Here is a 25,407-nt window from a genome sequence, read left to right on the forward strand (position 1 = left end):
CGCCTATGGACAAATTCGTAAAGTTGTAATAAGTTAGTTTGAAGATATTCGAAATATCTTTTGGCAAGTGGACTAACAAGTGAGGTGGATTTCATGATTCCTATTTTGGGACGCATTAACGAATTAAGTCGAAAACAACGCAGCAGCGTCGGTTTGACAAAAGCAGAAAAAAGCGAGCAGCAGGAGCTTAGAAAACAATATTTACAGGCTATTCGAGGTCAGGTGCTGACAACCATGCTGGCAGTATCCGTTGTGGACCCACTGGGTCATGATGTGACCCCTGAGAAATTAACCAATGAAAAATTGCAGCGCCGTGAACAAGCCGGCCAATAGCATTCCTTTAATAAGACAGACCGAGGTTACATCTTGGTCTGTTCTTTTTTTTTTCTGCAAATCATCCGTTCAGCAGGAACTGCATCAAAAATCCAATTAGAGTTTCGTAGGAATTAACAAGCATGTCAGTTATTTTTAGTGTTGATGACAATAAATCTACCGCGAACTTCAATTCATCCCCGATAACTCATATAATAACGCTAATATATTTCAGGAACACAAAGAAAAAGCACAATTATCCTCGAAATAACTAACAACAAACTTACATCAAATAATCAAAGAAAGAATAGTTCATATATGTATCTCGAAAGGGTTGATGAATCATGAGCCTGGAAGCTTTGAATGAGCGTGTGAAGAATGATCTGGATTATTTGTCATTTGGCGGCACGAATTGGGTACGTCCAAGAGAACATGCGGATGGTCATGTCTATGATGTCGTCATTGTGGGTGGAGGCCAGAGTGGTTTAGGGGCGGCATTTGGACTTCTTCGTGAACGGATCTCCAATATTGTGGTCATTGACGAGAATGCATCGGGGCTTGAAGGACCTTGGGAGACTTATGCGCGTATGGTAACTTTACGCACACCCAAGCATCTGACCTCCATTGATCTGGGGATCCCCTCGTTAACCTTTCGCTCATGGTGGGAAGCACAGGTTGGGCCCGAAGGTTGGGAAGAGGTAGATAAGATCCCGCGTGGGGACTGGATGAATTATTTACGCTGGTATCGGGAAGTATTGAATCTGCCTGTGCTTAATGAGGTAGAATTGACGCTGGTTGAGCCTATGGAGAACGGAATACATCGACTTCATGTGAACAAGGCTCGATCTCAGATGGATGTTATACTTGCTCGCAAAGTAGTGTTTGCTACGGGAATACAAGGTGGTGGAGAGTGGCATGTGCCATCCATGATTGCGGATAGATTACCTCGGGATCGGTATGCCCATACGTCGGAAGCGATTGATTTTGATCAATTAAAAGATAAAAGAATTGCTGTGCTTGGCGGCGGCGCTTCTGCATTCGATAATGCAAGCTATGCCCTTGCCACGGGTGTGGCGGAAGCTCATGTATTTGTGCGGCGGGAACAACTGCCAAGTATTAATCCCATTCGTCAGATGGAACAATCCGGTATGATTGAGCGATACCACGCTCTTCCGGTTGCTGATAAATATGAGGTGATCTCTCATTTCTTCAAATTCAATCAACCGCCCACCAATGATACGTTTAATCGTGCGGCAGCCTGGCCAGGATTCGAACTACATTTGAATTCTCCTTGGCTGAGTGTAGAAGCAACAGACCAAGGCGCGATTGTGCATACCGCACAGGGTGCATATGAGTTTGATTTTCTAATTATTAGCACAGGTCTTCTCAGTGATCCTGCACTCCGTCCTGAACTGAAGCTTGTGGAGCCATACATCGCGCGTTGGGAGGATTGTTACCAGGCTCCACCAGAGCATCGCAATGCGTTGCTGGACGCACATCCATACCTGAGTTCCGGGTTTGCAATGACAAGCAGGAGTGAACAGGGTGAGAAACCGTTGCACGGACTGTTTGTATTCAACTACTCTGCACTTGCCAGCTGTGGTCTGTCGGCATCGGCAATATCGGGGACCAAGAGCGCGGTGCCGAAACTGGTCTCTGCCATAGCGGATCAATTGTTCCTCGATGATCGGGAGATTATTTTGCAACAATTCTATGCGTATGAAGAACAGGAATTTACGGCTACGTGGGTGAAAAGTGGTGCCCTCGCTGAGTAATCGCACTCTATATAATATTGTGAACGTGTGGCATCTGATGCTGCACGTTTTTTCGTTTTTCATATGATGAAGGTTACACTTGCCTTTAATTTGTTGTAAAATGTCGGTTGGAACATGTTAAAGGCAGGGATAATAGATGAATGAAATGAACTATGAACAATTTAGAGCCCATTTGAAGAAAGCGTCGCGTAAACGAAATGTACCTTTGATTAAGATCGTAGCATTTCAAGAGAAATACATGAAGATTGAAGAAGTTCAATTTTACGATGTGGAACAAAATCATATGAGTGTTCGGGCCTGCAATACGTTGTGGATGCATCTGGAGAATAAATCTTTCCGTAATATGGTGTCCCAACATTTGCAGTTTTATAGAGATATGGAGAACCTGGGTCGGCATTCCTTTGAGAATCTGATCAAAGAACTATATGATACGTCTGTTCCTGTGCTGCTCGATTACAATCCCGCTCACTATTACACTTCGGGGCAGCTCGCTGAGATTCTGGTCATGGACGAGGAGAGGTTAATTGAACAATTGGAGATGGGCCGCTTCAAGGGTGCTTTTATTAATGAAGATGGCAAATGGCTTAAACCCAAACCGGATGCTATGGTTGTAGAGTCATAAACGTCATGCAGTTCCCATGAACAGCAAAATCCTGCAACGCCGCGCATCCAGCGCTGGAGGCTGCAGGATTTTTAATGAAGATTTGAAGGGCACGGAATTCCAACTTTAAGAACATGAAGTAAGAAAGGGACAATTGGACAAGAAAATAAGTCGAAAGATGCGGGTTTTTGAATGTTTTTAAATTATTTTGAATGAAAGTGGTTGTTTTTTGAGTGAATTATGATACTATAGAAGCAGTTGGAGGAATGAAGATGCTGACTGAAGAACGATATGCTGCAATTATAGAGCGCTTACATTTACAGGGAATTGTGAAATTGCAAGAGCTTGTTGATGTGTTGGGTGCTTCTGAATCAACGATTAGGCGTGACTTGATCGATCTGGAGAGTCGTCAGATGCTCAAACGCATCCACGGCGGTGCCGCACTGGTGAATGAAAAAACGCTGGAACCGGGCATGGAAGAAAAAACGTTCAAAAACATTCAACAAAAAACGACGATTGCCCGTTTGGCTGCACAGGAGATCGAAAATGGCGAATGCATTTATCTGGATGCAGGAACGACAACGTTAGCCATGATTCCTTTTATTGAAGCTAAAGACGTAACGGTTGTTACCAATGGACTTTCACATGTTGAGGCTTTGGTAAGCAAGCGTATTCGCAGTTATTTGCTCGGAGGTATGATGAAAATTCATACAAAAGCAGTCATTGGCAGTATCGCATTACAGAACATGGATAATTTCCGTTTTGATAAATGTTTTCTTGGAAGCAACGGAGTTGATCCCGAAATGGGGTATACAACACCGGATCCGGAGGAAGCCTTGATTAAAAGGCGTGCACATCAATTGTCGGGAAAATCTTATGTGCTGGCTGATTCCAGCAAAATAGGGGAAATTACTTTTGCCAAATTGTTTGATTTGGAGGAGGCCGATTTGATTACCGAGCAGATGCCAGAACATTGGCGGCCTGGAATCGCCCAGAAAACTAAAATAATTGAGGGATAACGATGATATATACGATAACACTTAACCCGTCCATTGATTACATCGTGGAAGTGGATGAGCTGAAGCTTGGCGGATTGAATCGAATGAATCGGGATTTGAAACTCCCTGGCGGCAAAGGCATTAATGTCTCTCGCATACTGAATCAACTTGGAGCAGATAACACGGCTATTGGTTTCCTTGGTGGATTCACGGGACGTTTCATTAATGACAAGTTGCAAGAAGATAACATTCGGACAGACTTTGTTACGATTGCAGACGATACTCGCATTAACATCAAGCTGAAGCATGGAGAAGAGACAGAGATTAATGGTCTTGGACCTGCAATCAGTGCCGAAGAGGCGGAGCAGTTGCTTCACAAATTGTCTTCGTTGCAAAAAGGAGATATTGTCATTCTCTCCGGAAGTGTACCTCCTTCACTTGGAACGGATTTTTATGATCGTCTCATTAAAGTGTGCAAGCAAACGGGTGCCGAATTTGTGATTGATACAACTGGCCCTGCGTTAATGGAAGCTCTTGAACATGCACCGTTGCTGGTGAAGCCAAATCATCATGAACTGGCCGAACTGTTCGGTGTAACGATTAATACTCGCGAGGAACTGGTGTTATACGGGCGTAAGTTGCTGGAAGCCGGTGCTAAACATGTGTTGATCTCCATGGCAGGCGAGGGTGCATTATTCATTACCAAAGCGGAAGTTCATCATGCGAATGTGCCAAAAGGTACTGTGAAAAACTCGGTTGGTGCCGGTGACTCCATGATTGGCGGATTCGTAGGTACCTATGTACAGAGCGGAAATTTGCTGGAAGCTTTCCGCACAGGGGTTGCATCTGGAAGCGCAACTGCGTTCTCGGATGATCTGGCAACACGAGAATTGATTGATGAATTGCGTAATCAAGTAACCATTACGACGATTTAGTCTAACGGCCATATAAAAGGTTTTTACTGTAATTGTTTAATGTAGTGAGGCCTGCCTATGCAGGCCGACTGAACTTAAGGGAGTGTACCAAGATGAGAATAACAGACTTGATGATCCAAGAAACGATGATCATGGACCTGCAAGCCACAACCAAAGATGAGGCTATTGATGAACTAATTGCAAGCCTGAACCGAAGCGGACGAATCAATGATCCGGTCCTGTTCAAGGAAATGATCTATAAAAGAGAAGCTGAATCGAGCACGGGTATCGGTGGCGGAATTGCAATGCCACATGCCAAAACAACAGCGGTGAACGAACCAACAGTTGTATTTGCCAAGAGTAGAAAAGGGCTTGATTTTGAAGCGTTGGATGATCAGCCAGCTCATGTGTTCTTCATGATTGCGGCTCCAGAAGGCGCAGGTAATACCCATCTGCGTACGCTTGCAGCTCTTTCCAGGTTGTTGATTGATAGCGATTTCATCTCACAATTGATGAGTACAGATACACCTGCCGAAGTTAGTGCATTGTTTGATGCCAAACAGGCAGAAGCAGCGGAGAAGGAAGCAGCCAAAGAAAAAGCAAAAGCTGAAAAAGCAGCAAATGTCGCATCCACTTCTACTACTGGTCAGCAACAAAACACCTCTGGGGTGATTGTAGGTAATGCCAATTCGGAAGATTTTGTTGTTGCGGTTACAGCCTGTCCAACCGGTATAGCTCATACGTTTATGGCTGAAGATGCACTTAAAAAGAAAGCTCAGGAAATGGGTATTAATATTCGCGTAGAGACAAACGGCTCTGAAGGCGCGCAGAATGTTCTCACTGCTGATGAGATCGCTCGTGCTAAAGGGGTTATCGTTGCCGCAGACAAAAATGTGGAGATGGCACGTTTCGATGGCAAACCGGTATTGCAAAGACCGGTGAGTGATGGAATCCGTAAATCCGAAGAGTTGATTCGCAAGGCCGTTAACGGTGATGCACCGATCTATCGTAGCCAAGGTGGAAATGCCAAGGAAGAGGGCGCAAGCACTGGTAAGATTAGTGTAGGTAGCAAAATCTATAAAGATCTGATGAATGGTATCTCGCATATGCTACCATTCGTTGTAGGTGGCGGTATCCTGCTAGCAATCTCCTTCTTGTTCGAGCAACTCGCTAGCCCTGAGAATCCGATTGTGCAACTGCTTCAAACGATCGGTGGCGGAACAGGTGCGTTCCACTTCCTGATTCCGGTACTTGCCGGATTTATCGCGATGAGTATTGGTGATCGCCCGGCCCTGATGCCTGGTATGGTCGGTGGATTGATGGCGGTTAACTCAAACGCCGGTTTCCTTGGTGGTTTGGCTGCCGGTTTCCTGGCGGGTTATGTAGTTATTGGTCTCCGTAAGTTGTTCAAAGGATTGCCAAAAGCGATTGATGGCTTGAAACCAATCTTGCTGTATCCGGTATTTGGTTTGCTGATCGTAGGTGCCATCAGTTTCTATGTCTTTGATCCAATCTTTGGTTCCCTGAACACATGGCTTGTAGATGCACTGGGTAACTTGGGTACAGGTAATGCGGTATTGTTGGGCTTGCTGCTTGGCGGTATGATGTCCATCGATATGGGTGGACCGTTCAACAAAGCGGCTTACACATTCGCTATTGGGGTATTCACATCCAGTGGTAACACAGACGGTGCATGGATGGCAGCGGTTATGGCAGGCGGTATGGTGCCTCCTCTGGCGATTGCACTTGCAACAACATTCTTCAAATCCAAATTTACAGAGCAAGAACGCAAATCAGGCCTGACTAACTATGTACTTGGATTCTCTTTCATTACAGAAGGTGCAATTCCATTTGCTGCGGCTGATCCATTACGTGTATTGACTTCTTGTATTCTGGGTTCCGCTGTTGCTGGCGGATTGACACAACTGTGGAGCATTAATGTACCGGCTCCGCACGGTGGGATCTTTGTTGCAGCACTGGCGAACCACGCATTATTGTTCCTGCTCGCTGTTGCGATTGGTTCTGTGATCTCCGGTCTGATTCTGGGACTGTGGAAGAAGTCACCAACGCTTGTGAAGTAATAAATATAAGAAACATCTCCTGGGTGAAATTCACTTGGGGGATGTTTTTTATTTCAGCTTTTTGGTTAGGTAGTGGAAAGTTGCCTCCGGATTTGTGTAAAATGCTTATTTAGCTTTTACATTCATCTATGGTAAAATAAATATAATTATATTTTGAAACTATGTTTCGTCTAATGAAACTTATGCAGGAGGAATTGGAATGTCTGATGTAATCAAAAGTCAGGTGCAGAAGCAGTTTGCAAAAAATGCAGGTAAATATGTGACGAGTTCGGGGCATGCCAAAGGTGAGGATCTCGCGTTGCTCGTGGCTTCATCTCAAGCCACTCCGGATATGAACGTGCTGGATATCGCCACTGGAGGAGGGCATGTCGCTAATGCATTGGCTCCACTTGTTCAGCGGGTGACAGCCCTCGATCTAACGGAAGAAATGCTTCAGGTAGCTGAAGCATTTATCCAGGGCAATGGACACCGTAATGTAGATTTTGTTGCCGGGGATGCAGAGAAGCTGCCATTCGATGATGATATCTATGACCTTGTAACCTGCCGAATCGCTGCTCACCATTTTCCGGATGTTTCTTCGTTTGTTCATGAGGCATTACGAGTTATGAAGCCTGGTGGAAGGTTGTTATTCATTGACAACGTGGCACCTGAACGTGATGAGAATGACCAGTTTTACAATGAAGTGGAGAAGTGCCGGGATGCAAGCCATGTTCGAGCATGGCGCAAGACGGAATGGATTCATATGCTGGAGTATGCGGGCTTCCGAATGGAAACGATGGTTTCCTTCCAGAAGCGCTTTAAGTTTGAAGAGTGGTGTAACCGTGCGGCACTGCCGGAACGGGAGAGAAGGGAACTTGAAGCAAGTATGTTGAGTGCACCGTCCATCATCAGAAAATTTTTCAATTTTGAAGTGACAACGAACGGGAAGCTCGACAGCTTCCAAGGAGAAAGTGTGTATATCCAAGCGACTAAACCGACTCATGTCTGATTAGGTACAGACCATTTAGCTGGCTGAGCAGTTTATGCAACGGTAACAGGATGAATGTCGATAAAATAAAACAAGCAGAGTACCTTGAACAGGTAGTTCTGCTTGTTTTATTTTGCATATTTATAATCAAAGCGACGGTTCAGGGTTTTAGTATAACTTTGGTACATTCGTCTTCATGATCGTTGAAAATGCGGTATGCATCGCTTGCATTCTCCAGTGAAATCCGATGGGAGATGATCTCCGTTGGATCAAATTCACCAGCAGTGATTTTGCGGAACAATTCAGGCATGTAATGTATAACAGGAGCTTGTCCCATTTTAAGATTGATATTGCGTTCAAACAAATTACCTAACGGAAACATGTTGTAGGAAGAGCCATATACACCCGTAAGTTGGAGTGTACCGAATTTGCGGATCGCTTTCATGCCGATTTCGATCGCACTCAGTGAACCGCCATGAAGTTTCAGCTTCTGTCCGATCTCCTCCAGCGTGGTTTTTTTACCATCCATACCTACACAGTCGATAACAACGTCGGTTCCGCCTTGTGTAATCTCACGAATGTGCTCACCCATATCATCGTAATCTTCGAAATTAAAGATCTCTGCATCGTTCAAACGTTTGGCTTTCTCCAGTCGATAGGGCAGGCGATCCACAGCAATAACACGTTTGGCACCTTTCATCCAGGCGAACTTCTGCGTCATCAGCCCAATGGGTCCACTACCGAGTACAGTGACCGTATCTCCCGGTTTAACTCCGGCATTCTCCACGCTCCAATATGCGGTTGGAAGAACATCGGACAGGAATAATAAAGCTTCATCTTCCAGTTCACAGGATTCAGGAATCACAAACGGAGTGAAGTTCCCGTAGGGAACACGCAATAATTCTGCCTGACCTCCGGGGTGGTTTCCGTAACGTTCGGTGAATCCAAAATATCCACCTGTATGAATATCCGGATTGCCATTGGAATTATCGCACTGGCTCTCCATGTCATGATTGCAATAGAAGCATTCACCACAAGCGATGTTAAAAGGCAGGACCACACGGTCCCCCTTCTTCACACGTGTCACTTCTGGACCTACTTCTTCTACAATGCCCATCGGTTCATGACCGATAACATAATCTTTGGCAGCAGGCAAGGCTCCCTGATAAATATGCAGATCCGATCCACATATAGCTGTGGAAGTAATACGAACGATAATGTCATCCTTCTGTTGCAGTTTGGGATCTTCAACCTCTTTGACTTGAATGTCCTTGATTCCCTGAAACGTAACGGCTCTCATCTTTCATATTCCTCCTTATATAGTGGGATTCTCTGACAATTACCCCATTTCAGCTTAAATGATAGATATACATACTAAATTAAACGACAGGCCATTTTACTTTACGCAAGGCATTGAGCAACTCAGGCGGCGCATTCAGATTGTCACGGACCAGATCCTGCGGGGTTAACGCCATCCACTGATTCAGCGATACATCCTCGAATCGATCACTTCGGAATATCTCCAAAAACCATAAAGTGTCTGTGCCGGTATTTTGTATATAGTGTCCCATTGCGACAGGAACATATCCGACATCTCCAGCCCGATAGTCAAATGTGCGAGCAATGCCATTGCCTCCAAAGACAGTCATTCTCCCTTGTCCTGTCAGATAGTATTGCCATTCATCTGCATTGGGATGCCAGTGCAGTTCACGCATGGCGCCAGGTCGGATTTCAACGAGTGCGGCTGCAACGGTAGTTGAGATGGGGAAGTTGGTGGAGTCGACAATCCGGACGCTTCCGCCGGGAGTAATGAGTGGTTCCTGGGCCAGCAATCGGTGTTTGAATGTGAGAGGAACGGTACCATATGGCGACTGAACTTCTTGGCTCTCGATGGAACCCGGGACGGTATCTTGGAAAATGTAGACCTGTTCCTTCGGCATTGACTGAAAAGCGGATTCGGGCACGCCGAAATTGACAGACAATACCTCTGGTGGGGTATGGGCAAACCAATCGGATATGGATAACGTATTCAGATCGGAGAAGGACCCGTCATCAAACACAAGCAGAAATTCACAACCATCCTCCAGTCCCTGAATGGAATGGGGTAGACCCTTGGGGAAAAACCAGAGATCGCCAGGCCCGACATCCGCAATAAAATTACGTCCGTTCTGATCTACCGAAGTGATTCTTGCCGTTCCCCAGATCATATAGGCCCACTCGGATTGCTGATGCCAGTGCAATTCCCTTACACCTCCCGGTGTCAGGCTCATGTTCACACCTGCCAGTGTAGTGGCAATAGGGAGATCCCGTACGGTGATTTCACGTGACCAACCCCCATGGTTCAATTGCATATGGGTATCGGAAAAAGACATTCTCAGATTGGGCAATAACCCGTTATCGGTTGCCGGAGGTACCAGCATATCGGGGTTTTGTATATCTCTCATGACGTCTCTGGGTCCCAGATCAGGTCCACCAGCGCCATCACTGCGAATGGGTTGCGGGATAATAAATGATTTTTCGTTAGGTTGCTGTCCTTTGGTCATTACGTAATCCCTCCAGATTCAATAACATGTCACACGCGACATTGTATCGTTATGTTTACACCTATGAATCAGGGCTTGGATAATATGAGGGACAAACGACAAAAAAAGACGTGACCGCATGTGGTCACGTCTTTATTCCAGACTACATTGTACGAAAACGCTGCTCGTAGATCTCGTTTACCCGCTTTAAAACAGCAGGGCCTTGCTCTGTGAAACGAAGAGCTGCCGCTTTATTTTTAACCAGGAACGCACCGGATTCGTGTCTGGTTGGGGATAAGGCCGCATTGTAGAGCAGCGAAGCGCCATGGCTTGGATGAGGAAAGAACCATTTCATAATAGGTTTGATATAGAAAGGCAGGCCGGATGTTTTGTTGCCCCTTAGCGTGTTATTTCCACCGGGATCTACGCTTAGTAATTGTATGCCATCCGCACTGGCAGACTTGGCAACCTCGCGTGTCCATAGGGATAAGCCGAGCTTCGAGGTGGCATAAGGACCAAACAGCTTTTTGAATTCGGCTGGACGTTCCAGGATGTTCAGATCAAATTGTCTGACCATATTGAACGAGGTGGTGGAAGTATTAATAACTGTTTTCATCTGTCCTTTGAGTAATAGCTCAACTAATTCCATGTAGATGATGTAAGGGACTACCGTCTGAAGTTCAAAGTGTAGTTCATGCCCCTGATCAGAGAAACGAAGTTCGGCAGCGCTACCCCCGGCATTGTTAAACAAGACATCAATCGAATCGGTATCGGATTTAATCTGATCCAGTGCAGTTCTCAGACTGTCATAGTTGGTCAGGTTAGCCTGAACGGGGCGGAGCTGGCCTGAACGTAAGGCGTTCTGAATATCGGTATCCTCGGATGGGAAAGCAGAACGGTTGAGACCGATTACCTGCCATCCTTCAGCCAGTAACTTGCGTGTCAGTTCAAGACCAATTCCTGACGTTGACCCTGTGATGAGAGCTGTGCGAAGTTGATTTTGTATATTCATATATACCTCCAGAAGAATGGGATTACAGAACGAATCTGTATGCTGCGCTCATTCTATAACTTGGAGTCGACTCCAAGTCAAGGGGTGTTGGGATGGAACGGATCATGCTTGACTTGGAGTCAGCTCCAAGTTGTAATATGGAGAGAAATGAATGTGGAGGAGGCCCATATGATGAGTGAGAATGAAGTGTTCTCCATTAAAGAAACGTCAGAACAGGCCGGATTATCGGAAGATACAATTCGTTATTATGAGAAGATTGGGCTGCTTCCCCGAGCGGAACGCAAGGCCAATCGCCATCGGGTATATCGCTCGGAGGATATCCATACGATGAAGTTGATCACTTGCCTGAAAAAAACAGGAATGTCTCTGGAGGAAATGAAGCCTTATTTACAAATGTCCATGGATTCCGATCTCGCAGATTTCCCGGATGAACGGGAGATGCTGGTGAATCACCGGAAGAAAGTTGAAGCACAGATTGCTTCGCTACAGCAGGTGGTTGATTTTATCGACGAGAAGTTGGAGAAACGAAGTATGTATCCTGATGAATGTCCTATTACCGGGGAGAACCAGATGTCTGTTTTTGAAAAACAAAACCTATTCTCTTGATGGCACTGCTGCCTATATGAATCCGAATACCCACGTCATGATGACGCGGGTCTTTTTGTTGTTTCTAGTTTTTAATATCGAGTGTATGACGAAGTCGTTTGATATCGCTTTTGGGAGGGAGACCATACATGCGGGCATACTCCCGGCTGAATTGAGACGGACTTTCATAGCCAACCTGGAACGCAGCGTCGGCGGCATCGGTTGAACCTGCAAGCAGCATTCGCCGGGCTTCATGCAATCGAATTTGTTTCTGGAATTGCAAAGGGCTCATGGCGGTAATGGCTTTGAAATGATGATGTAATGAGGAAGAACTCATGTTGATCATGGCAGCAAGTTGCTCAATCCGAAGTGGCTTAGCGTAATCGGATTGGATGACTTCGATCACCTCGGCGATATGCTGTGCATGACTGTCCTGAATAGCAAACTGCTTGATGGAATGTCCGTGTTCATCCTGAATAATACGATATAGAATTTCGCGGATAAACAGAGGGGCAAGGACAGGAATGTCTTCAGGTGTATCCAGCAGCCGAACCAATCGGATCACGGCTTCAAGAAGGGAAGGTTTGGTTGAGCTAACAAACAATCCTCTTTGTGTTGAATGGTCAGGTTTGGGTTGTGCAGAAGGCGTATCCTGAATCAGATCGAAAATCTGCCCTGAATCAAAATCCAGTCGAATACATAGATAGGGATGTTCGGTTGTAGCCTTTACAACCTGCCCTGAAATAGGCAAGTTTACGGAAGCTACCAAATATTGTGACAGGTCGTAGGTGTAGCTCTCGCGGCCGAGTATAACTAATTTGGAACCTTGGGCGACAATGCAGAGGGAAGGCTGATAAACGGAATATATGGGTTGTGAGATCTCGGAGGCACGGATTAAGGCAAGGGATGGAATTGCTGTTGGATGTATCCCGTCACTTGGGGTGAAATGCTCAATAAGTTGAGCCAATTGTTGCTGCTGCTCCGTGATGCTCGTATCCGTTTCATTTGTTTTGATAAGCATGAATTACAGCCCCCCTTGTAAACCACGATTACTATTATTTTAAAATGCTCTGGAGGAATAGGCAAGAATATTGCGGGATTTTTCTATCGTACAACGACTGATCCTCTACATAATGGAGATAAGCAATGGAATCTTTTTGAAGCAGAGAGGAGTGAGAGACAATGGAGCGCAGTTCAATGGGCGACCAACAAGAACCAAAACACCCGTATGTGGGAAACATATAGAATACGTGGATGATACGGGATTTACAGCGGATGGAGACTTCAGGGACGGCGTTTTGTACCATGCAGGCATGGTTTTGTATAGAGAAAATGTACAATAACAACTAAATAAGGAGTGATTTAATATGTCCAATGTAAAAGGGAAAGTGGTTGTCATTACCGGTGCGAGTAGTGGAATTGGCGAGTCAACAGCTCGATTGCTTGCACAGCATGGAGCACATGTAGTTATTGGAGCTAGACGTATGGAACGTTTGGAGGCATTGGCCTCCTCCATTCGTGTGGAAGGCGGATCGGTGGAGTATCATTCGCTGGATGTTACCAGATTGGAAGAGATGCAAACCATCGTTGGCCTCGCTCAAACTCGCTATGGACGTATCGATGTTATTTTAAATAACGCTGGAGTTATGCCGCTATCTCCCCTTGAATCGTTAAAAGTAGATGAGTGGAATCGCATGATAGATGTTAACATTCGTGGTGTTCTGCATGGCATTGCGGCTGGACTGCCCGTCATGAAAAAGCAGGGTTTCGGCCAGTTTATTAATATCGCCTCTATTGGAGCCTATGCCGTGTCACCAACGGCAGCAGTGTATTGTGCAACCAAATACGCGGTCCGCGCCATCTCGGAGGGGTTGCGACAGGAAGTAGGCGGAGATATCCGTGTAACCCTTGTATCACCGGGCGTGACGGAATCGGAACTCGCGGATACGATTTCTGATGAAGAAGCACGTGATCTCATGAAAGAGTATCGGCGCATATCCATTCCCGCCTCGGCGATTGCGCAAAGTATATTGTTCGCCATTAGCCAGCCGGCAGAGGTGGACGTAAATGAGATTGTAGTGAGACCGACAGCAAGCATGGCTTAAGTTCGGATCCTCTTTTGGTATATAATAGATTCAATTGATACGAAAAGAGGAATAGTGCAGTGACATTACAACAACTAAAATATGTGATCGAAGTTGCCACGCGCGGTTCCATGAATGAAGCAGCCAAAAGGTTGTTTATCTCGCAACCCAGCCTTTCGAATGCCATTCGGGATCTGGAGCAGGAGTTGCGAATTACTATTTTTGAACGTACCAATAAGGGAATATCTCTGTCTAAAGAAGGCGTTGAGTTTCTGAGTTATGCACGTCAGGTGGTAGAACAAGCTGAATTGCTGGAGAATCGTTATCTGAACGCCAAGCCATCCCCGCAGCACTTCTCTGTATCGACGCAGCATTATGCGTTTGCAGTGAATGCCTTTGTTCGTCTGGTACAGCAGTATGGTCAGGATGAATACGAGTTGGCGCTTCGGGAGACAAAGACCTACGAGATTATTCAGGACGTGAAAAGCCTGCGCAGTGAAATTGGCATCCTGTATTTGAATGAGTTCAATGCCAAGGTAATTAACAAATTGTTAAAAGATGCGGGGCTGGTTTTCACCAGTTTGTTCACAGCCAAGCCTCATATCTTTATCAGTGTGAAGAACCCGCTGGCGAAGCAGGAGTCGGTTGCAATCGAGCAACTGCAGGATTATCCCTACTTGTCATTTGATCAGGGAGAGTACAATTCCTTTCATTTTTCCGAAGAGATCCTGAGCACGTTATCTCACCCCAAAAGCATACAGGTCAATGACCGCGCAACATTGTTTAACCTGTTGATTGGTCTGAATGGTTATACGATTTCTACAGGTGTACTTAGCGCTGATCTGAACGGAGACGAGATCATTCCTGTTCCGCTGGAATGTGAGGAGTCCATTAATGTAGGGTGGATAAGCCACAAGAGCACTTCTCTCTCTAATCTGGGTGTAGCATATGTCCAGGCTCTGCATGAGGCCATAGGGTCTTAGAAGTGTTAAATGGTTCATCAAAAGGCCGTTTCCGAATGAGTCGGAACGGTTTTTTTGTTGTACTATGATCTTTAAAGTATAGGGTGGTATGTTGTCATCCCGTGTAATAGAATGAAGGTATATGTCGAATGTGTGCAATAGATTGAAGGGAGAACGGTTAGTGAGAGTTCTGTATCGGAATAAAAGTGAACAGCATGAGCTGACGGTATATGATACCAAAAAGCTTTATGGAGAGAAGGGCCAGTTTCGTGTATTAGAATTCTCCAACGCAGCTGTGCAGGGAGCCATGGATCTGGATGAGCCTAACCGGATGGTGTTGGAGTATCCAAGAGCGATGGTGCATCTAATGGAACGGAATGATCCTGAGTTTGATACCGTATTTGTGGTGGGACATGGTATTGGCACATTGCCAACCTACTTGTCTGATCGTCAGCTAAAAGTGGCTGAGCTTGACGTAGAGGTCGTGGAGTTGAGCCGGACCTTTTTTGGTTATGAGGGAAGGCCTGTGCTCATTGGGGATGGTCGTGAATTATTGGGCCAGGAACCTGCTGCGTCATATGATTATATTATTATTGATGCCTTTACGGCAACGGGTACACCCGAGCAGTTTATATCCAGTGATTTTTTTGCCATGGTCAAGGACAAGCTGGACTCGGACGGAGCTGTCATCCTTAATGTGTTCGGACGGGCGGGCAATGATCGGCTTGTCAATGCGATCTATACGACACTTCAGGCACAGTTTTCCTATACACGTGCATTCGCATTACCTACAGAAACAGCGGATGAAGTTCAAAATCGCATTTTAATGGGTAGTCATCACCCGATCGAATTTCAGGTTCGTCAGATGGCAGGGTTTGTTGAACAAGAGCCAGAAGAAGGATATATCATTGTCGATTAGGGCGATTCTGAACAGTGATTCTTCCAGGGAAAGTAAAATGTCATTAAATCGTCAATCTTACGATGTAATTGTTAAGATTTCTCAGTCTCTTTATTTGATCTTAACAACTTTCGTATAAGATAGAAGGAATATGCTTTTTCATGAAAATCCGGGGGAAGTAAACGATGATTGCACAGATCAAGAGATCTAGAAGATTACGAAGAAAAATAAAAAACATCAAGAAGATCAGCCTCACGGCTTTACTCGGCGGGTTGGTCACTATTTCAGTTATAATGACATTGACCCTCATGGTCATCTCATCTTATACATCTCAGAAACAGTCACTCATTGATAACACCCTGTCCCTAAACTATGCAAGCGCTGTGCAAATGAGCCAAACGCTGGATTCGCTTTTTTATTCCATGCAGGAGAGCTTGAAATATGCAGCCAATTATTTCCCGGATATGGATCACTCCAATACAAAAGAGTTGAATTCCACATTGGATTTGGTTCGCAATAGCAGTAATTTTTTCAATTCCGTTTCTTTGGTAGATAAAGCGGGAGTAGTTAGGTCTACCTCACCTTACTCACAGGCTAGCGTAGGTCACCATGTTAGTTCCAATGCAGCAAAAGAAGCGGTTAGCTTGAGGACTTCGTATATCTCCGAAGCGTACCAGACACCCAGAACCAAACGCAGAATTGTATTTGTCAGTGAACCGATCTTTGATTCGGCAGGGGAGTACCAAGGAACGATTGGTGGAAATATCTTTTTGCAGGAAAATAATATATTGAGTCTGTCTTTTGGCAGTCAGCTCAAGACAAGTAATGGGTCCTACTTTTTTATTGTGGATAAGAAGGGCACTTTGTTATTTCACCCTAACACCAACCGAATTGGTGAAAATGTCAGTAAAAATGAAGTGGTGCAAAAGCTGCTAGTAAACAAGCACGGTAAAGAACAATACAAAAACCTGGCAGGTGTGGATTCGCTTGCAGGTTATTACAAAGTTCCATCAACAGATTGGGGCGTCGTAATCGTGTCTCCAACCCAAACGGTGTACGATCAGTTGAATCATCATATCCGTATGTTGTTGCTGTACACCTCAGTGCCTTTCCTGATCCTGACCCTTATTGTGGTTCGGGTTGCACGCAAGCTGGCCAGTCCTTTTGCTATGCTGGCTGATTTGGTGAATCAGGTCGATAAGGGACAAGTAGAACTGCCTGTGATGAAACCTCACTGGAATAGAGAGGCAGACCTTCTAACAAGAGCAGTTGTTGGCGCATTGGCGAACTTTAGGAAACAGACAAACCAACTTGTCTATGATGCCAGAACAGATGTTTTAACAGGCATGAACAATCGCAGAACCTTCGAAGAAGTCATTCAGGAATGGATTCAGGATGAGGCGCCATTCTCCATTATTGTTCTGGATATCGACCGCTTCAAGTCCATTAATGATACATTCGGGCATCATGCTGGGGATGAAGTATTGAAACACATTGCCAATATCATTCAATTGTCTGTTCGACCAGAAGATGTCTGCGCCCGGTTTGGTGGAGAGGAATTTGTAGTCTTGTTAAGAAATTCCGAGTCTAACGTCGCTTTTGAGATTGCTGAACGTATCCGAATAACGGTCGAAGAAAGCGTATTGCCTATAGATCGTTCCGTGACCATCTCGGCTGGAATTGCTGAATATCCCAAGCACTCCACAACATCCACAGAACTGTTTCACCTGGCGGATAATGCATTGTATCAAGCGAAGGAAGAGGGACGTAACCGTACGGTTACGATCCAATCGGTTATTAAATAAGCAAGCAAAGAAGCTGTTCCCTTAAAAACCAGGGACAGCTTCTTTTGTGTACTATACCTCTTGTGAGGATCTGGCCAGAACCTCATTTGTATACGTTTCTCCCCAATCTCGCATGCTGAAGATAATCGGCCGTAACGTTTCACCAAATGGTGTGAGGGAATACTCCACTTTAGGTGGGATCTGGGGGTATATTTCACGATGAACAATTCCGCTGCTTTCCAACTCTCGAAGTTGCAGGGTGAGCATACGCTGGGTAATGTCAGGAAACAATTTTCGGATCTCGTTAAATCTCAAAGGACCGGAGAATAAATGATACAAAATGGCACCTTTCCATTTGCCTCCGATCACACTGAGGGTAACTTCCACGGAACAGCCGTATGGCGCGGGACATAGCTTGGTTGCGTCCTTTTTCATTATAACTACACCTCCACTTTACGGTGATTTTCTATAGTATCTATTTGGGTGGTTATATTACATAAAGTACGTATAGTTCATGAATGAGCATATCACTTATGATGCAGATTATAAACCCTAACTCTAGGGCAAGGCAGATGTGCTGATGTCTATAATATAAAAAAGAGCCCCGGTTTCAGGCTCTTCGCTGGATGTATAAAATATGATGATGAGCGTATATACGCTACTTCAGTGACGATAGAATGGAGTCACATAGAGCCATCGTTGCAATATTATCCTTGGCACTGGAATGTGGGACAGTCTGATTCTGGCAACACGCGATGAAGTGCGCCATTTCACCAACAAACCCGCGTAGATAAAGGTCACGATAAGCTCCTGACATGGGAGATCCGGAAGGTGTATATACAATATCTTGCTCCTCGAGAGATTTCCAGGGAAGGCTGGTCGAGCTCCGGGATTGATGAACAGTAAGTATGTTGATCTCTTCAGCTGACGCAAATCCGTTGTCAAAGGTGACGAGTACACTTTCACTCTCCCGTGACCAAGCACTCATGCCGGTAAAATAAGCGCTACCTACTACGTTATTTTCAAATACAAGGGAAATGCTTTGATTAATGTGTTCCCCATCCTTCACGGTTGTACCTGTAACTCGTATTACTTCTCCGAATAAGTAACGCATCAGATCGACCATATGAATGGCAGCGAGCTTCATGAACTGTTCCTCATCCTTGCAAAATGGGGTACTGTCTACAGCGAATTTCATCTGGAATGAACGTACATTACCTAGCGAACCACTATCAATTAGCTCCTTCAGCTTCATGTATATGGGGGCATAACGTTTCATAAAACCGACCATGACAACGACGCCAGCCTGCTCGGCAGCTTCTGCTACAGTGGCGGCTTCCGCTGCGTTCCATCCGAGCGGCTTATCCACGTATACATTCTTGCCAGCCCGAATGCATTCGAGAACAAGAGCGGTCTGATCTACAGGCTGGGCGACCACAACGACTCCGTCACAGATTTCCTGCTGCAACATAAGCTGAGCATTATCATACGCTTGTCCGTTGCTGCCAAATCGCAGCAGAGCTGCTTCAGAGCGTTCCATACTGCGTGTGGCAATGGCCTGGATCTGCGCTCCGGCTTCAACAACAGAAGGGTAAATATTCGTGGACGCATGAAACCCGGCACCGATAAAGCACAGATGGGTTGTTTTCAAGGTGGATCTCTCCTTCATTTTTGCATTCTTATGGATGGTATATTTGTTGTTTAATGCTACGATAGGGTGTTTGAAGTTGAGAAAAAAGGACATATGTCCTTTTCTTGAATGAATAAAAAAGAAGTTGCATTTTTATTTTGGAGCATGTATACTCTGAATTACGGTAAAACAAGGAATTGTTTCACCGGAACGCTTTTCATCGATGGATGAGGAGATACATATTATGCGGTCGTGGCGGAATTGGCAGACGCGCACGGTTCAGGTCCGTGTGGGCTAACCCCCGTGGAGGTTCGAGTCCTCTCGACCGCATCTAACAAAAAAAGGTTCGTGAGTTGCTCTAGGGCAATTCACGGACCTTTTTTTATTTTGTGGATCATTCGTGTGAAGCCTGCATTTTGCTACCAGCATGCTAATGCTAATGTTGCCGCTGGCGCAGAATGACTGCCGTGATGATCCCGGCAATGGCTCCTGCAATACCAAATAGCGTTACACTGGCAACCACTTCAACCGACTGGAGACGAAACAAAAAAGCGATACCGCTGCCAAAAGTGGTTCCGGCGAGAAAACCGAGCGAAATTCCTAATTCTTTTGTTAATTTCATTGCTTCACCTACTTGGAAAAGTGAGATATGGATTTGCAAATATTGGGTACAGGCAGTAAAGTGTGATCAGGAAAATCATCACATTTTATTTCCTTTTTTATCTTGTGGTTTTAACCCGTTAATTATGCATGATATCTCATATGGGAGGGTAAGGGCGAATGAATATGAACGAACGAATTGCAGCATGGAATGAGGAAGCACAGCAGTGTGCTTGCGGTCATCAACACCGAGTGGTGGATATGCTGATACATCTGGAAGCTGGGGCCATTCAGAGGTTACCGGGTTATTTGTCTGAGCAAAGATATCGTCAGGTGACGGTTGTTTATGATCAACATACGTTTCGGGCCGCCGGATCTGATGTGCTGAGTAGTATTCGCAAAGCGGGAATGCATGTGGATGAGATCGCTCTACCGGAGAATCGCACGGGGGATATCATTGCGGATGAAGCAGCTATTGTGCAGGTTATGTTGGGTGTGAGACTCGAAAGTCAGGCTGTAATTGCGGTGGGTTCAGGTACCATTCATGATCTGGTGAGATTTGTTTGTTCCAAAATGAATAAGCCCTTTCTGTCGATACCCACAGCGGCTTCAGTAGATGGCTTTACCTCTGCGGGTGCACCCTTAATTGTAAGCGGAATCAAACAGACATTTCAGGCTGTTCCGCCTGAAGCCATTTTTGCTGATATGAATATCCTGGAGCAAGCTCCCCAAGTGATGACGGCTGCCGGATTCGGAGATATGCTTGGCAAATATACTTCCCTTGCAGATTGGATTGTTTCTCGTGATCTGGGCGGGGAACCGTTCTGTCCGGTTGCTTATCGGATGACAGAAGAAGCGCTGAATACCTGCATAGATCATGTACAAGCGATTGCGGAGGGGCGAGCAGAGGGAGTAGCTGTATTAATGGACGCATTAATTGTTTCCGGTATCTCCATGCTGATCATTGACCATTCCCGTCCGGCATCCGGAGGTGAGCATCATCTATCCCATATTTTGGAGATGGATCTGATGCAAGCGGGAGAAAGGCCGGTTCTGCATGGTGCCAAAGTTGGCGTAGTTTGTGCATTGCTTACGGTGAAATATAAAGAACTTGCACAGACATCGGGTGAACCGGTGTTTGGGATATATGACCAATTGCCGGAGGCTTCTCAGCTCATCGCATGGTTGGAACAAGTAGGTGGACCTGTGACTACTGAGCAACTCGGTGTAACCCCGGAGATGGTGGAACATGCATTCAACACAGCGCATACGCTTCGTCCTCGATATACCGGATTGAGATATATCAATGAAGTGTTAAACACGAGACTAGGATGACATTTTAGAGAGAATGATCATGATGAAATGCATTAACTTCGCTTGTAGCGGGCTGTAATGGCTCTCCTTGGGAGCAAAAGACGAAAAAGGGAAGGTTATCTGACATTTCTGATGGAATAGCCAGAACAGTGCTTCAAATCCGAGAGAGAAGGCATGCATTTATTTTAAAAAAGGCTCTGGCCTCCCTATGGGGAGATCAGAGCCTTTTGGCTGTTCGCTTATTTAGTTGTTGCGACGATCTTTCAAGATGACATCTGCGAACAAAATAGTTTTCGGGATACGGAAAAATTGCTCCGCTTGTTCCTGAAATGCAGCAGAAGGCAGTGTTCCCTGATGCAGCCATTTGCGGAAAGTGCCGGGATGAACCCCGATCCAGTGGCTGACATCTGTCACCGACAGATCATGGACCATACACAAGCCTGTCAAAATACGGTTACTAACCGGAGAACGGGTCACCGTACGCTTCATGAAGCGAGATGACTCGGGTTGACATATGACAGGGCTATTACGCACAACTTCTTCATTGAAGAGAATATGACGCGGGTAGCCGAGTAATTGGCAAGTCTTGTCCAAATTGGTACTGCCGGGTATCCGTCCTTCATATACCCACGCACTGACACTGCGTGAAGAGATGGAGAGGTCTTCAGCAAGCTGGGACAACTTGATATCATTGGCCATCAGCACGGCAAGAAGAACACGATTGCGGATTTGACAGCGTGTCGGTTTTCGGAATCGTTTAACACGGACGCCTTTTCCCAAGTATTTACGGTTGATCAGAGACCACGCCTGGATGGAATGTTGTTCTGGTTGATTAGGCATATTTCCTCCGATTTTTTTTAACCAAATACTACAATAAACAACGGGGTACTTTCAAGTGCCGGGATTACCGGTTACAAATGCATCAATGCGTGAATTCACGATAAAGAGGGAACTACGAACTAGACCATGCGCAATTCACATCCTAGTATATTCCTAGATTACAATGTTTCACTAAAAATGAGGGGAGAAATTGAACAGGAATAAAAATAATATAGTTCTAATTACTTATTACTAGGTCTAAAGAACTTTTATCTGTTTTTTGTTGATATGATGCGGTTTATTTCCCTGAATTCCCCAAAAGCATGTGATTTTCGTTCCCCTGTTGCGAAGAGGATGTGCACAAATCTGAAATGATAAATCCGCGTGTTCAGCATGACATGTGACCTGTCAAATCTCTTACTTTTACATATATTGTATGATACTCAAGTGTAAAGGAGAGGTGAGGAACGTGCATCTATCTGTGAATACCTTTGCTGTCATCTCGGGAGCATTTGTTACGTTTGCTTTTGGCGGATGGGATCAATTGCTGAGCCTGCTCGCGGTCGCGATGGCTGTGGATTATATAACAGGTTTGGCAGCGGCGGTAAGAACAGGTACCGGCTTGAATAGCAACATTGGATTCTGGGGGATTGCTCGCAAAGGGCTCATGCTGACGGTTGTTTTGCTTGCTCATCGAATTGATCTGATCATGGGAACCGATTTTATCAAAGGCGGAGCTATTTATTTCTATCTGGTGAATGAACTCATTTCGATTACCGAGAATTATGCCAAAATCGGTCTTCCATTGCCTGCAAAGCTCAGACAGGCCATTGCAGTGTTGAAGAAACAGGAGGATCAGGAGTATCTGACGAATCGTGAATGGTCCAAACCGCAGCAAACCCCGGACGACATCAAACAGCAGGCTGAAACAGGACAAACTTTGCAGGATGACTCCGCGAAACAGACGGAGGATGGATCGCAAAAGAAATCCGAATCGAAAGGAAACGGTTCGGATTAGTTTTTCTTATCAAGAGAACGTTTCCAAGTATCCTTTCGTAATAGAGAACGTTATGATATATTTTGGATACATGAAAATTCATTCATTTCTACTATTATATTAAACGAGGTGTTTGCCCAGATGATAAAACATATTGTCCTGTTCAAAATGAAAGATCGCTCAGCAGAAAGCATTGAAGCTGCAGCTCAGGTGCTTCGCAATCTGGAAGGTAAAATTGATGTCCTGGTTTCACTTGAAATCGGGATTGATGTGCTTCGCTCGGAGAGATCGTTCGACATTTCACTCACAGCGGAGTTTGCGTCACTGGAGGATCTCCAGGCGTATCAGGTACACCCGCTTCATCAGGAAGTTATCAAGTACATGAACGAAGTCAGAGAACAGTCAATTGCAGTGGACTACGAAATCTGATCTTTCATTCAAACTACGTTGAGATAAAGGGGACTCTGCATGAGCGATTTAAGAGACGTTATGGAATTTCTATATATTTTTGTTGTGTTTCTAATCGCTTGTCCTGTGATGATATTCTGGCTTAAGCGAAGAGGGAAACGGAACCGATAACTCACTGAACGGGAAGTGAACGAATGTATTATGTGAACAGAGAACAGATTGCCCGCCGGCTTGCTGCTGTACCGGAAGTAGCTGAAGGGCTTCGCGGGGCAGCAGAAGCTTGGGATGGCAGTCTCATGCTGGGTATGGTACAGGAACGTTGTCTTCACCTGGCGATCGAGATTGTTACCGATGTGGGAAGTTATCTGATAGACGGCTTCATCATGAGAGATGCAAGCAGCTATGATGATATTATTCAGATTAATTATGAAGAAAAGGTTTTTGATAATCCGACCTATGAGATATTGCGTCAGCTTGTCACGTTACGCAAGCCACTGGTGCAGGATTATTACACTTGGGAGCGGTCTGAGCTCCATCCGCTTAGCGTAGAGTTGCCGAGTATACTTGAACATTTTACTACTCAGATTAGCGCCTACGTGGAAAAAGAACTTGGTCCTTTCAATACGGCACAGGCCGAGGGACAGCGTAAGGAATGAGGGAAATCGCATGACAAATGAATCAAAAGAATTCAATGAAGTAAATACTGAAAGTAACGAAACAAATGAAACACCTTCCGGATTCCATCCGGTGTATATGGTTGAACTTTTGTTCCGGGAACGTCCAGAGGTGGATCGCCTGCGTTTGCAGGAAGCTATGATCCGTCATACAGGACAAGTCCGACTGGATGTGAAACAAGAGAGCGGAGGGCAAAAGCATGAGATGCTTGTCTTCTATCATCTGGACCACAAGGTATCCTTCCAGGAAGGGGATATCCCTGCTCAGACTTGCATGCTTCCTGTGAATGAAATCGCAGATCGTGCTCGCTTTGGCGGTGCTCTGCAACAAGCATGGCATTGGCCGGAAGTGGGACAAGCTGTGGAAGCTGCGCGTTACTCCATTCGGATACATGATATGTTCACGGCTGCCATGCCTCGTAAACAGCGCCTGGAGCTGTTTCAGAAGACTGTACTGGCAATCATGGAGAGTGTGACCTGTGACGCGCTGTATTGGTATGGCAGTGATAAGCTGGTTGAACCGGAAGCATATACGCAAGCTCAGGAACGTGAGGAACATCTGTATGCAGCCATGAATGTTCGAATGTATCAAGCCGGAGGTACAGAGGAACAGCGCGGGTTGGTCATGGATACCGTGGGATTATCTGCGCTGGGTGTACCTGATGTCCAGTGTCACTTCGTTGGTCTTGATCCCGATACGGTGGCTCAGACCTTACTGGGTGCAGCGTATTACATATTTGATCAGGGGGATGTTCTGCAAGATGGACAGACGCTGGGTTCTTCAGGTGGACGTCGCTGGCGTTGTGAACATCAGGCGGCATTGATTGCACCTGGACGATATGTCATTGATTTGGACCCGGGGGATGAGCATGCCGCGGCTGATCTCGAGCCGGCTCGTCAGAACTGAGTTTAAGCCAAGTCATTTGCATCCCTTCAAAAACGGCGTTCAGATTATTTTTAACATCTGGAGTGTCAAGTCAAGCCTGTGCTGCTTATAATGCATCAACAGAGTAGGCATTCGCCCGGATGGCTGAGCGACAGACCGTTGCTTCTGATCCGGTACTTAAACAATAGTAAAGGGAGAGATGTGACGTGAAGGATTCTAACAAAAGTTTGTTGTGGGGAGCTCTTATTGGCTCCGTGGTTGGATCAGTAACGGCATTATTGCTGGCACCGAAATCAGGGCGTGAACTTCGTCAGGATATTACAGAAGGTGCTCGTCAGGTATCGGAGAAAGGTCAGGAATTGGCTGGTATCGTGGGAGAACAAAGTTCGCAGATCGTATCCAAAGTTAAAGAGACCGCAGATGTTGTGATTCAGGATATTCAATCCTGGCGTAATTGCGCTGAAGGGAAAGAAATTCGCATCTCGGCAGCCATTGTTGATAATGATATCGATAAAACAGTGGATGAACCCGGAATTGACATCGTAGCGAAGCTTCCTGCGGATGAGTCCAAGGAAGACAACTAA

26 protein-coding genes, 1 tRNA gene and 1 pseudogene are annotated in these 25,407 nt (G+C 45.5%); 20 read left to right on the top strand and 8 right to left on the bottom strand.

All coding sequences use genetic code 11. The features are described from left to right. Window positions 1-93 precede the first annotated feature (93 nt). The 7 genes from EL84_RS16065 to EL84_RS16095 all read left to right on the top strand — a co-directional run bounded on the left by EL84_RS16065 (window position 94) and on the right by EL84_RS16095 (window position 7,669). Window positions 94-333, top strand: coding sequence for a DUF896 domain-containing protein (locus tag EL84_RS16065; protein ID WP_047842338.1), 240 nt, complete (start codon window positions 94-96; stop codon window positions 331-333). A 323-nt stretch (window positions 334-656) separates the two neighbouring features. Beyond that, entirely contained in the window at window positions 657-2,087 is a 1,431-nt protein-coding gene (locus EL84_RS16070) for an NAD(P)-binding domain-containing protein (RefSeq protein ID WP_047842339.1), read from the top strand. A gap of 136 nt (window positions 2,088-2,223) precedes the next feature. After that, window positions 2,224-2,709: a hypothetical protein gene (locus EL84_RS16075; protein ID WP_036609765.1), complete on the top strand. Its 486-nt coding sequence runs from the start codon at window positions 2,224-2,226 to the stop codon at window positions 2,707-2,709. A 251-nt stretch (window positions 2,710-2,960) separates the two neighbouring features. Continuing rightward, window positions 2,961-3,707 carry a DeoR/GlpR family DNA-binding transcription regulator gene (locus EL84_RS16080; RefSeq protein WP_017689448.1) on the top strand — a complete coding sequence of 249 codons (747 nt, stop codon included), beginning with the start codon at window positions 2,961-2,963 and terminating at the stop codon, window positions 3,705-3,707. A 2-nt stretch (window positions 3,708-3,709) separates the two neighbouring features. Next, complete coding sequence (gene pfkB / locus EL84_RS16085) at window positions 3,710-4,621, top strand: 1-phosphofructokinase (RefSeq protein WP_036609763.1); 912 nt, start codon at window positions 3,710-3,712, stop codon at window positions 4,619-4,621. Window positions 4,622-4,713: 92 nt separating this feature from the next. Beyond that, on the top strand, window positions 4,714-6,681 hold the full coding sequence (locus EL84_RS16090; RefSeq protein ID WP_047842340.1) for a PTS fructose transporter subunit IIABC: 1,968 nt from the start codon (window positions 4,714-4,716) through the stop codon (window positions 6,679-6,681). A gap of 199 nt (window positions 6,682-6,880) precedes the next feature. Then, window positions 6,881-7,669 carry a class I SAM-dependent methyltransferase gene (locus tag EL84_RS16095; protein ID WP_047842341.1) on the top strand — a complete coding sequence of 263 codons (789 nt, stop codon included), beginning with the start codon at window positions 6,881-6,883 and terminating at the stop codon, window positions 7,667-7,669. 139 nt (window positions 7,670-7,808) lie between these two features. Here EL84_RS16095 and EL84_RS16100 read toward each other — a convergent pair whose 3' ends face one another. The 3 genes from EL84_RS16100 to EL84_RS16110 form a co-directional block, all read right to left on the bottom strand. Next, on the bottom strand, window positions 7,809-8,948 hold the full coding sequence (locus tag EL84_RS16100; RefSeq protein ID WP_036609757.1) for a zinc-dependent alcohol dehydrogenase: 1,140 nt from the start codon (window positions 8,946-8,948) through the stop codon (window positions 7,809-7,811). Between the two features lie 79 nt (window positions 8,949-9,027). After that, the gene (locus EL84_RS16105; RefSeq protein WP_047842342.1) at window positions 9,028-10,191 is read right to left on the bottom strand and encodes an oxalate decarboxylase family bicupin; all 1,164 of its coding nucleotides are present in this window, start codon (window positions 10,189-10,191) and stop codon (window positions 9,028-9,030) included. Window positions 10,192-10,333: 142 nt separating this feature from the next. Further along, window positions 10,334-11,182: an SDR family NAD(P)-dependent oxidoreductase gene (locus EL84_RS16110; RefSeq protein WP_047842343.1), complete on the bottom strand. Its 849-nt coding sequence runs from the start codon at window positions 11,180-11,182 to the stop codon at window positions 10,334-10,336. 168 nt (window positions 11,183-11,350) lie between these two features. On the opposite strand from EL84_RS16110, the gene EL84_RS16115 reads away from it, so the two are divergent. Beyond that, window positions 11,351-11,788, top strand: a complete 438-nt coding sequence (locus tag EL84_RS16115) for a MerR family transcriptional regulator (protein WP_053061511.1) — start codon at window positions 11,351-11,353, stop codon at window positions 11,786-11,788. Between the two features lie 64 nt (window positions 11,789-11,852). Here EL84_RS16115 and EL84_RS16120 read toward each other — a convergent pair whose 3' ends face one another. Beyond that, window positions 11,853-12,788, bottom strand: a complete 936-nt coding sequence (locus tag EL84_RS16120; protein ID WP_047842345.1) for an AraC family transcriptional regulator — start codon at window positions 12,786-12,788, stop codon at window positions 11,853-11,855. 112 nt (window positions 12,789-12,900) lie between these two features. On the opposite strand from EL84_RS16120, the gene EL84_RS16125 reads away from it, so the two are divergent. The 5 genes from EL84_RS16125 to EL84_RS16145 all read left to right on the top strand — a co-directional run bounded on the left by EL84_RS16125 (window position 12,901) and on the right by EL84_RS16145 (window position 17,516). Next, on the top strand, window positions 12,901-13,110 hold the full coding sequence (locus EL84_RS16125) for an Atu4866 domain-containing protein (protein WP_082219187.1): 210 nt from the start codon (window positions 12,901-12,903) through the stop codon (window positions 13,108-13,110). A gap of 24 nt (window positions 13,111-13,134) precedes the next feature. Next, complete coding sequence (locus tag EL84_RS16130; protein ID WP_047842347.1) at window positions 13,135-13,872, top strand: SDR family oxidoreductase; 738 nt, start codon at window positions 13,135-13,137, stop codon at window positions 13,870-13,872. Between the two features lie 59 nt (window positions 13,873-13,931). After that, window positions 13,932-14,834 (top strand): LysR family transcriptional regulator, encoded by a 903-nt coding sequence (locus EL84_RS16135; protein WP_017689438.1) that lies wholly within the window; start codon window positions 13,932-13,934, stop codon window positions 14,832-14,834. Window positions 14,835-14,994: 160 nt separating this feature from the next. Continuing rightward, on the top strand, window positions 14,995-15,732 hold the full coding sequence (locus EL84_RS16140) for a spermidine synthase (protein WP_047842348.1): 738 nt from the start codon (window positions 14,995-14,997) through the stop codon (window positions 15,730-15,732). 164 nt (window positions 15,733-15,896) lie between these two features. After that, window positions 15,897-17,516, top strand: a complete 1,620-nt coding sequence (locus EL84_RS16145) for a sensor domain-containing diguanylate cyclase (RefSeq protein ID WP_047842349.1) — start codon at window positions 15,897-15,899, stop codon at window positions 17,514-17,516. 51 nt (window positions 17,517-17,567) lie between these two features. Here EL84_RS16145 and EL84_RS16150 read toward each other — a convergent pair whose 3' ends face one another. Both EL84_RS16150 and EL84_RS16155 read right to left on the bottom strand, forming a co-directional pair. After that, a complete protein-coding gene (locus tag EL84_RS16150; protein ID WP_036609739.1) occupies window positions 17,568-17,930 on the bottom strand; it encodes a winged helix-turn-helix transcriptional regulator in 363 nt (120 codons plus the stop codon). Between the two features lie 223 nt (window positions 17,931-18,153). After that, a complete protein-coding gene (locus EL84_RS16155; protein ID WP_047842350.1) occupies window positions 18,154-19,146 on the bottom strand; it encodes a Gfo/Idh/MocA family protein in 993 nt (330 codons plus the stop codon). Between the two features lie 225 nt (window positions 19,147-19,371). Here EL84_RS16155 and EL84_RS16160 point away from each other — a divergent pair. After that, a tRNA-Leu gene (locus tag EL84_RS16160) sits at window positions 19,372-19,455 on the top strand. 106 nt (window positions 19,456-19,561) lie between these two features. On the opposite strand, the gene EL84_RS16165 is transcribed toward EL84_RS16160, so the two are convergent. Continuing rightward, complete coding sequence (locus tag EL84_RS16165; protein WP_036609735.1) at window positions 19,562-19,747, bottom strand: hypothetical protein; 186 nt, start codon at window positions 19,745-19,747, stop codon at window positions 19,562-19,564. Between the two features lie 158 nt (window positions 19,748-19,905). Between EL84_RS16165 and EL84_RS16170 the strand changes: the two genes are divergently transcribed. Beyond that, entirely contained in the window at window positions 19,906-21,060 is a 1,155-nt protein-coding gene (locus EL84_RS16170) for a sn-glycerol-1-phosphate dehydrogenase (RefSeq protein ID WP_053061513.1), read from the top strand. A gap of 222 nt (window positions 21,061-21,282) precedes the next feature. Here the strand turns inward: EL84_RS16170 and EL84_RS16175 are convergent, their stop codons facing one another. Beyond that, the gene (locus tag EL84_RS16175) at window positions 21,283-21,879 is read right to left on the bottom strand and encodes a helix-turn-helix domain-containing protein (RefSeq protein WP_017689431.1); all 597 of its coding nucleotides are present in this window, start codon (window positions 21,877-21,879) and stop codon (window positions 21,283-21,285) included. Between the two features lie 448 nt (window positions 21,880-22,327). On the opposite strand from EL84_RS16175, the pseudogene EL84_RS16180 reads away from it, so the two are divergent. From EL84_RS16180 to EL84_RS16200, 5 genes and pseudogenes are all read left to right on the top strand, one after another. Further along, window positions 22,328-22,711, top strand: a pseudogene (locus EL84_RS16180) (holin family protein); the annotation flags it as partial. Between the two features lie 285 nt (window positions 22,712-22,996). Next, window positions 22,997-23,284, top strand: a complete 288-nt coding sequence (locus tag EL84_RS16185; RefSeq protein WP_017689429.1) for a Dabb family protein — start codon at window positions 22,997-22,999, stop codon at window positions 23,282-23,284. 173 nt (window positions 23,285-23,457) lie between these two features. Next, window positions 23,458-23,919 (top strand): DUF86 domain-containing protein, encoded by a 462-nt coding sequence (locus EL84_RS16190; protein ID WP_047842351.1) that lies wholly within the window; start codon window positions 23,458-23,460, stop codon window positions 23,917-23,919. A gap of 10 nt (window positions 23,920-23,929) precedes the next feature. Then, complete coding sequence (locus tag EL84_RS16195) at window positions 23,930-24,844, top strand: DUF4261 domain-containing protein (protein WP_047842352.1); 915 nt, start codon at window positions 23,930-23,932, stop codon at window positions 24,842-24,844. A 185-nt stretch (window positions 24,845-25,029) separates the two neighbouring features. Then, a complete protein-coding gene (locus EL84_RS16200; protein WP_047842353.1) occupies window positions 25,030-25,407 on the top strand; it encodes a YtxH domain-containing protein in 378 nt (125 codons plus the stop codon).

This window comes from Paenibacillus sp. VT-400 (genome assembly GCF_001029205.1).
GTDB lineage: Bacteria > Bacillota > Bacilli > Paenibacillales > Paenibacillaceae > Paenibacillus > Paenibacillus amylolyticus.

Bases quoted from the DNA above. Each gene is read 5' to 3' on its own strand.
- EL84_RS16065 (WP_047842338.1), top strand. From the start codon at position 94: ATGATTCCTATTTTGGGACGCATTAACGAATTAAGTCGAAAACAACGC.
- EL84_RS16070 (WP_047842339.1), top strand. From the start codon at position 657: ATGAGCCTGGAAGCTTTGAATGAGCGTGTGAAGAATGATCTGGATTAT.
- EL84_RS16075 (WP_036609765.1), top strand. From the start codon at position 2,224: ATGAATGAAATGAACTATGAACAATTTAGAGCCCATTTGAAGAAAGCG.
- EL84_RS16080 (WP_017689448.1), top strand. From the start codon at position 2,961: ATGCTGACTGAAGAACGATATGCTGCAATTATAGAGCGCTTACATTTA.
- pfkB (WP_036609763.1), top strand. From the start codon at position 3,710: ATGATATATACGATAACACTTAACCCGTCCATTGATTACATCGTGGAA.
- EL84_RS16090 (WP_047842340.1), top strand. From the start codon at position 4,714: ATGAGAATAACAGACTTGATGATCCAAGAAACGATGATCATGGACCTG.
- EL84_RS16095 (WP_047842341.1), top strand. From the start codon at position 6,881: ATGTCTGATGTAATCAAAAGTCAGGTGCAGAAGCAGTTTGCAAAAAAT.
- EL84_RS16100 (WP_036609757.1), bottom strand. From the start codon at position 8,948: ATGAGAGCCGTTACGTTTCAGGGAATCAAGGACATTCAAGTCAAAGAG.
- EL84_RS16105 (WP_047842342.1), bottom strand. From the start codon at position 10,191: ATGACCAAAGGACAGCAACCTAACGAAAAATCATTTATTATCCCGCAA.
- EL84_RS16110 (WP_047842343.1), bottom strand. From the start codon at position 11,182: ATGAATATACAAAATCAACTTCGCACAGCTCTCATCACAGGGTCAACG.
- EL84_RS16115 (WP_053061511.1), top strand. From the start codon at position 11,351: ATGATGAGTGAGAATGAAGTGTTCTCCATTAAAGAAACGTCAGAACAG.
- EL84_RS16120 (WP_047842345.1), bottom strand. From the start codon at position 12,788: ATGCTTATCAAAACAAATGAAACGGATACGAGCATCACGGAGCAGCAG.
- EL84_RS16125 (WP_082219187.1), top strand. From the start codon at position 12,901: ATGGAGATAAGCAATGGAATCTTTTTGAAGCAGAGAGGAGTGAGAGAC.
- EL84_RS16130 (WP_047842347.1), top strand. From the start codon at position 13,135: ATGTCCAATGTAAAAGGGAAAGTGGTTGTCATTACCGGTGCGAGTAGT.
- EL84_RS16145 (WP_047842349.1), top strand. From the start codon at position 15,897: ATGATTGCACAGATCAAGAGATCTAGAAGATTACGAAGAAAAATAAAA.
- EL84_RS16150 (WP_036609739.1), bottom strand. From the start codon at position 17,930: ATGAAAAAGGACGCAACCAAGCTATGTCCCGCGCCATACGGCTGTTCC.
- EL84_RS16165 (WP_036609735.1), bottom strand. From the start codon at position 19,747: ATGAAATTAACAAAAGAATTAGGAATTTCGCTCGGTTTTCTCGCCGGA.
- EL84_RS16170 (WP_053061513.1), top strand. From the start codon at position 19,906: ATGAATATGAACGAACGAATTGCAGCATGGAATGAGGAAGCACAGCAG.
- EL84_RS16175 (WP_017689431.1), bottom strand. From the start codon at position 21,879: ATGCCTAATCAACCAGAACAACATTCCATCCAGGCGTGGTCTCTGATC.
- EL84_RS16185 (WP_017689429.1), top strand. From the start codon at position 22,997: ATGATAAAACATATTGTCCTGTTCAAAATGAAAGATCGCTCAGCAGAA.
- EL84_RS16190 (WP_047842351.1), top strand. From the start codon at position 23,458: ATGTATTATGTGAACAGAGAACAGATTGCCCGCCGGCTTGCTGCTGTA.
- EL84_RS16195 (WP_047842352.1), top strand. From the start codon at position 23,930: ATGACAAATGAATCAAAAGAATTCAATGAAGTAAATACTGAAAGTAAC.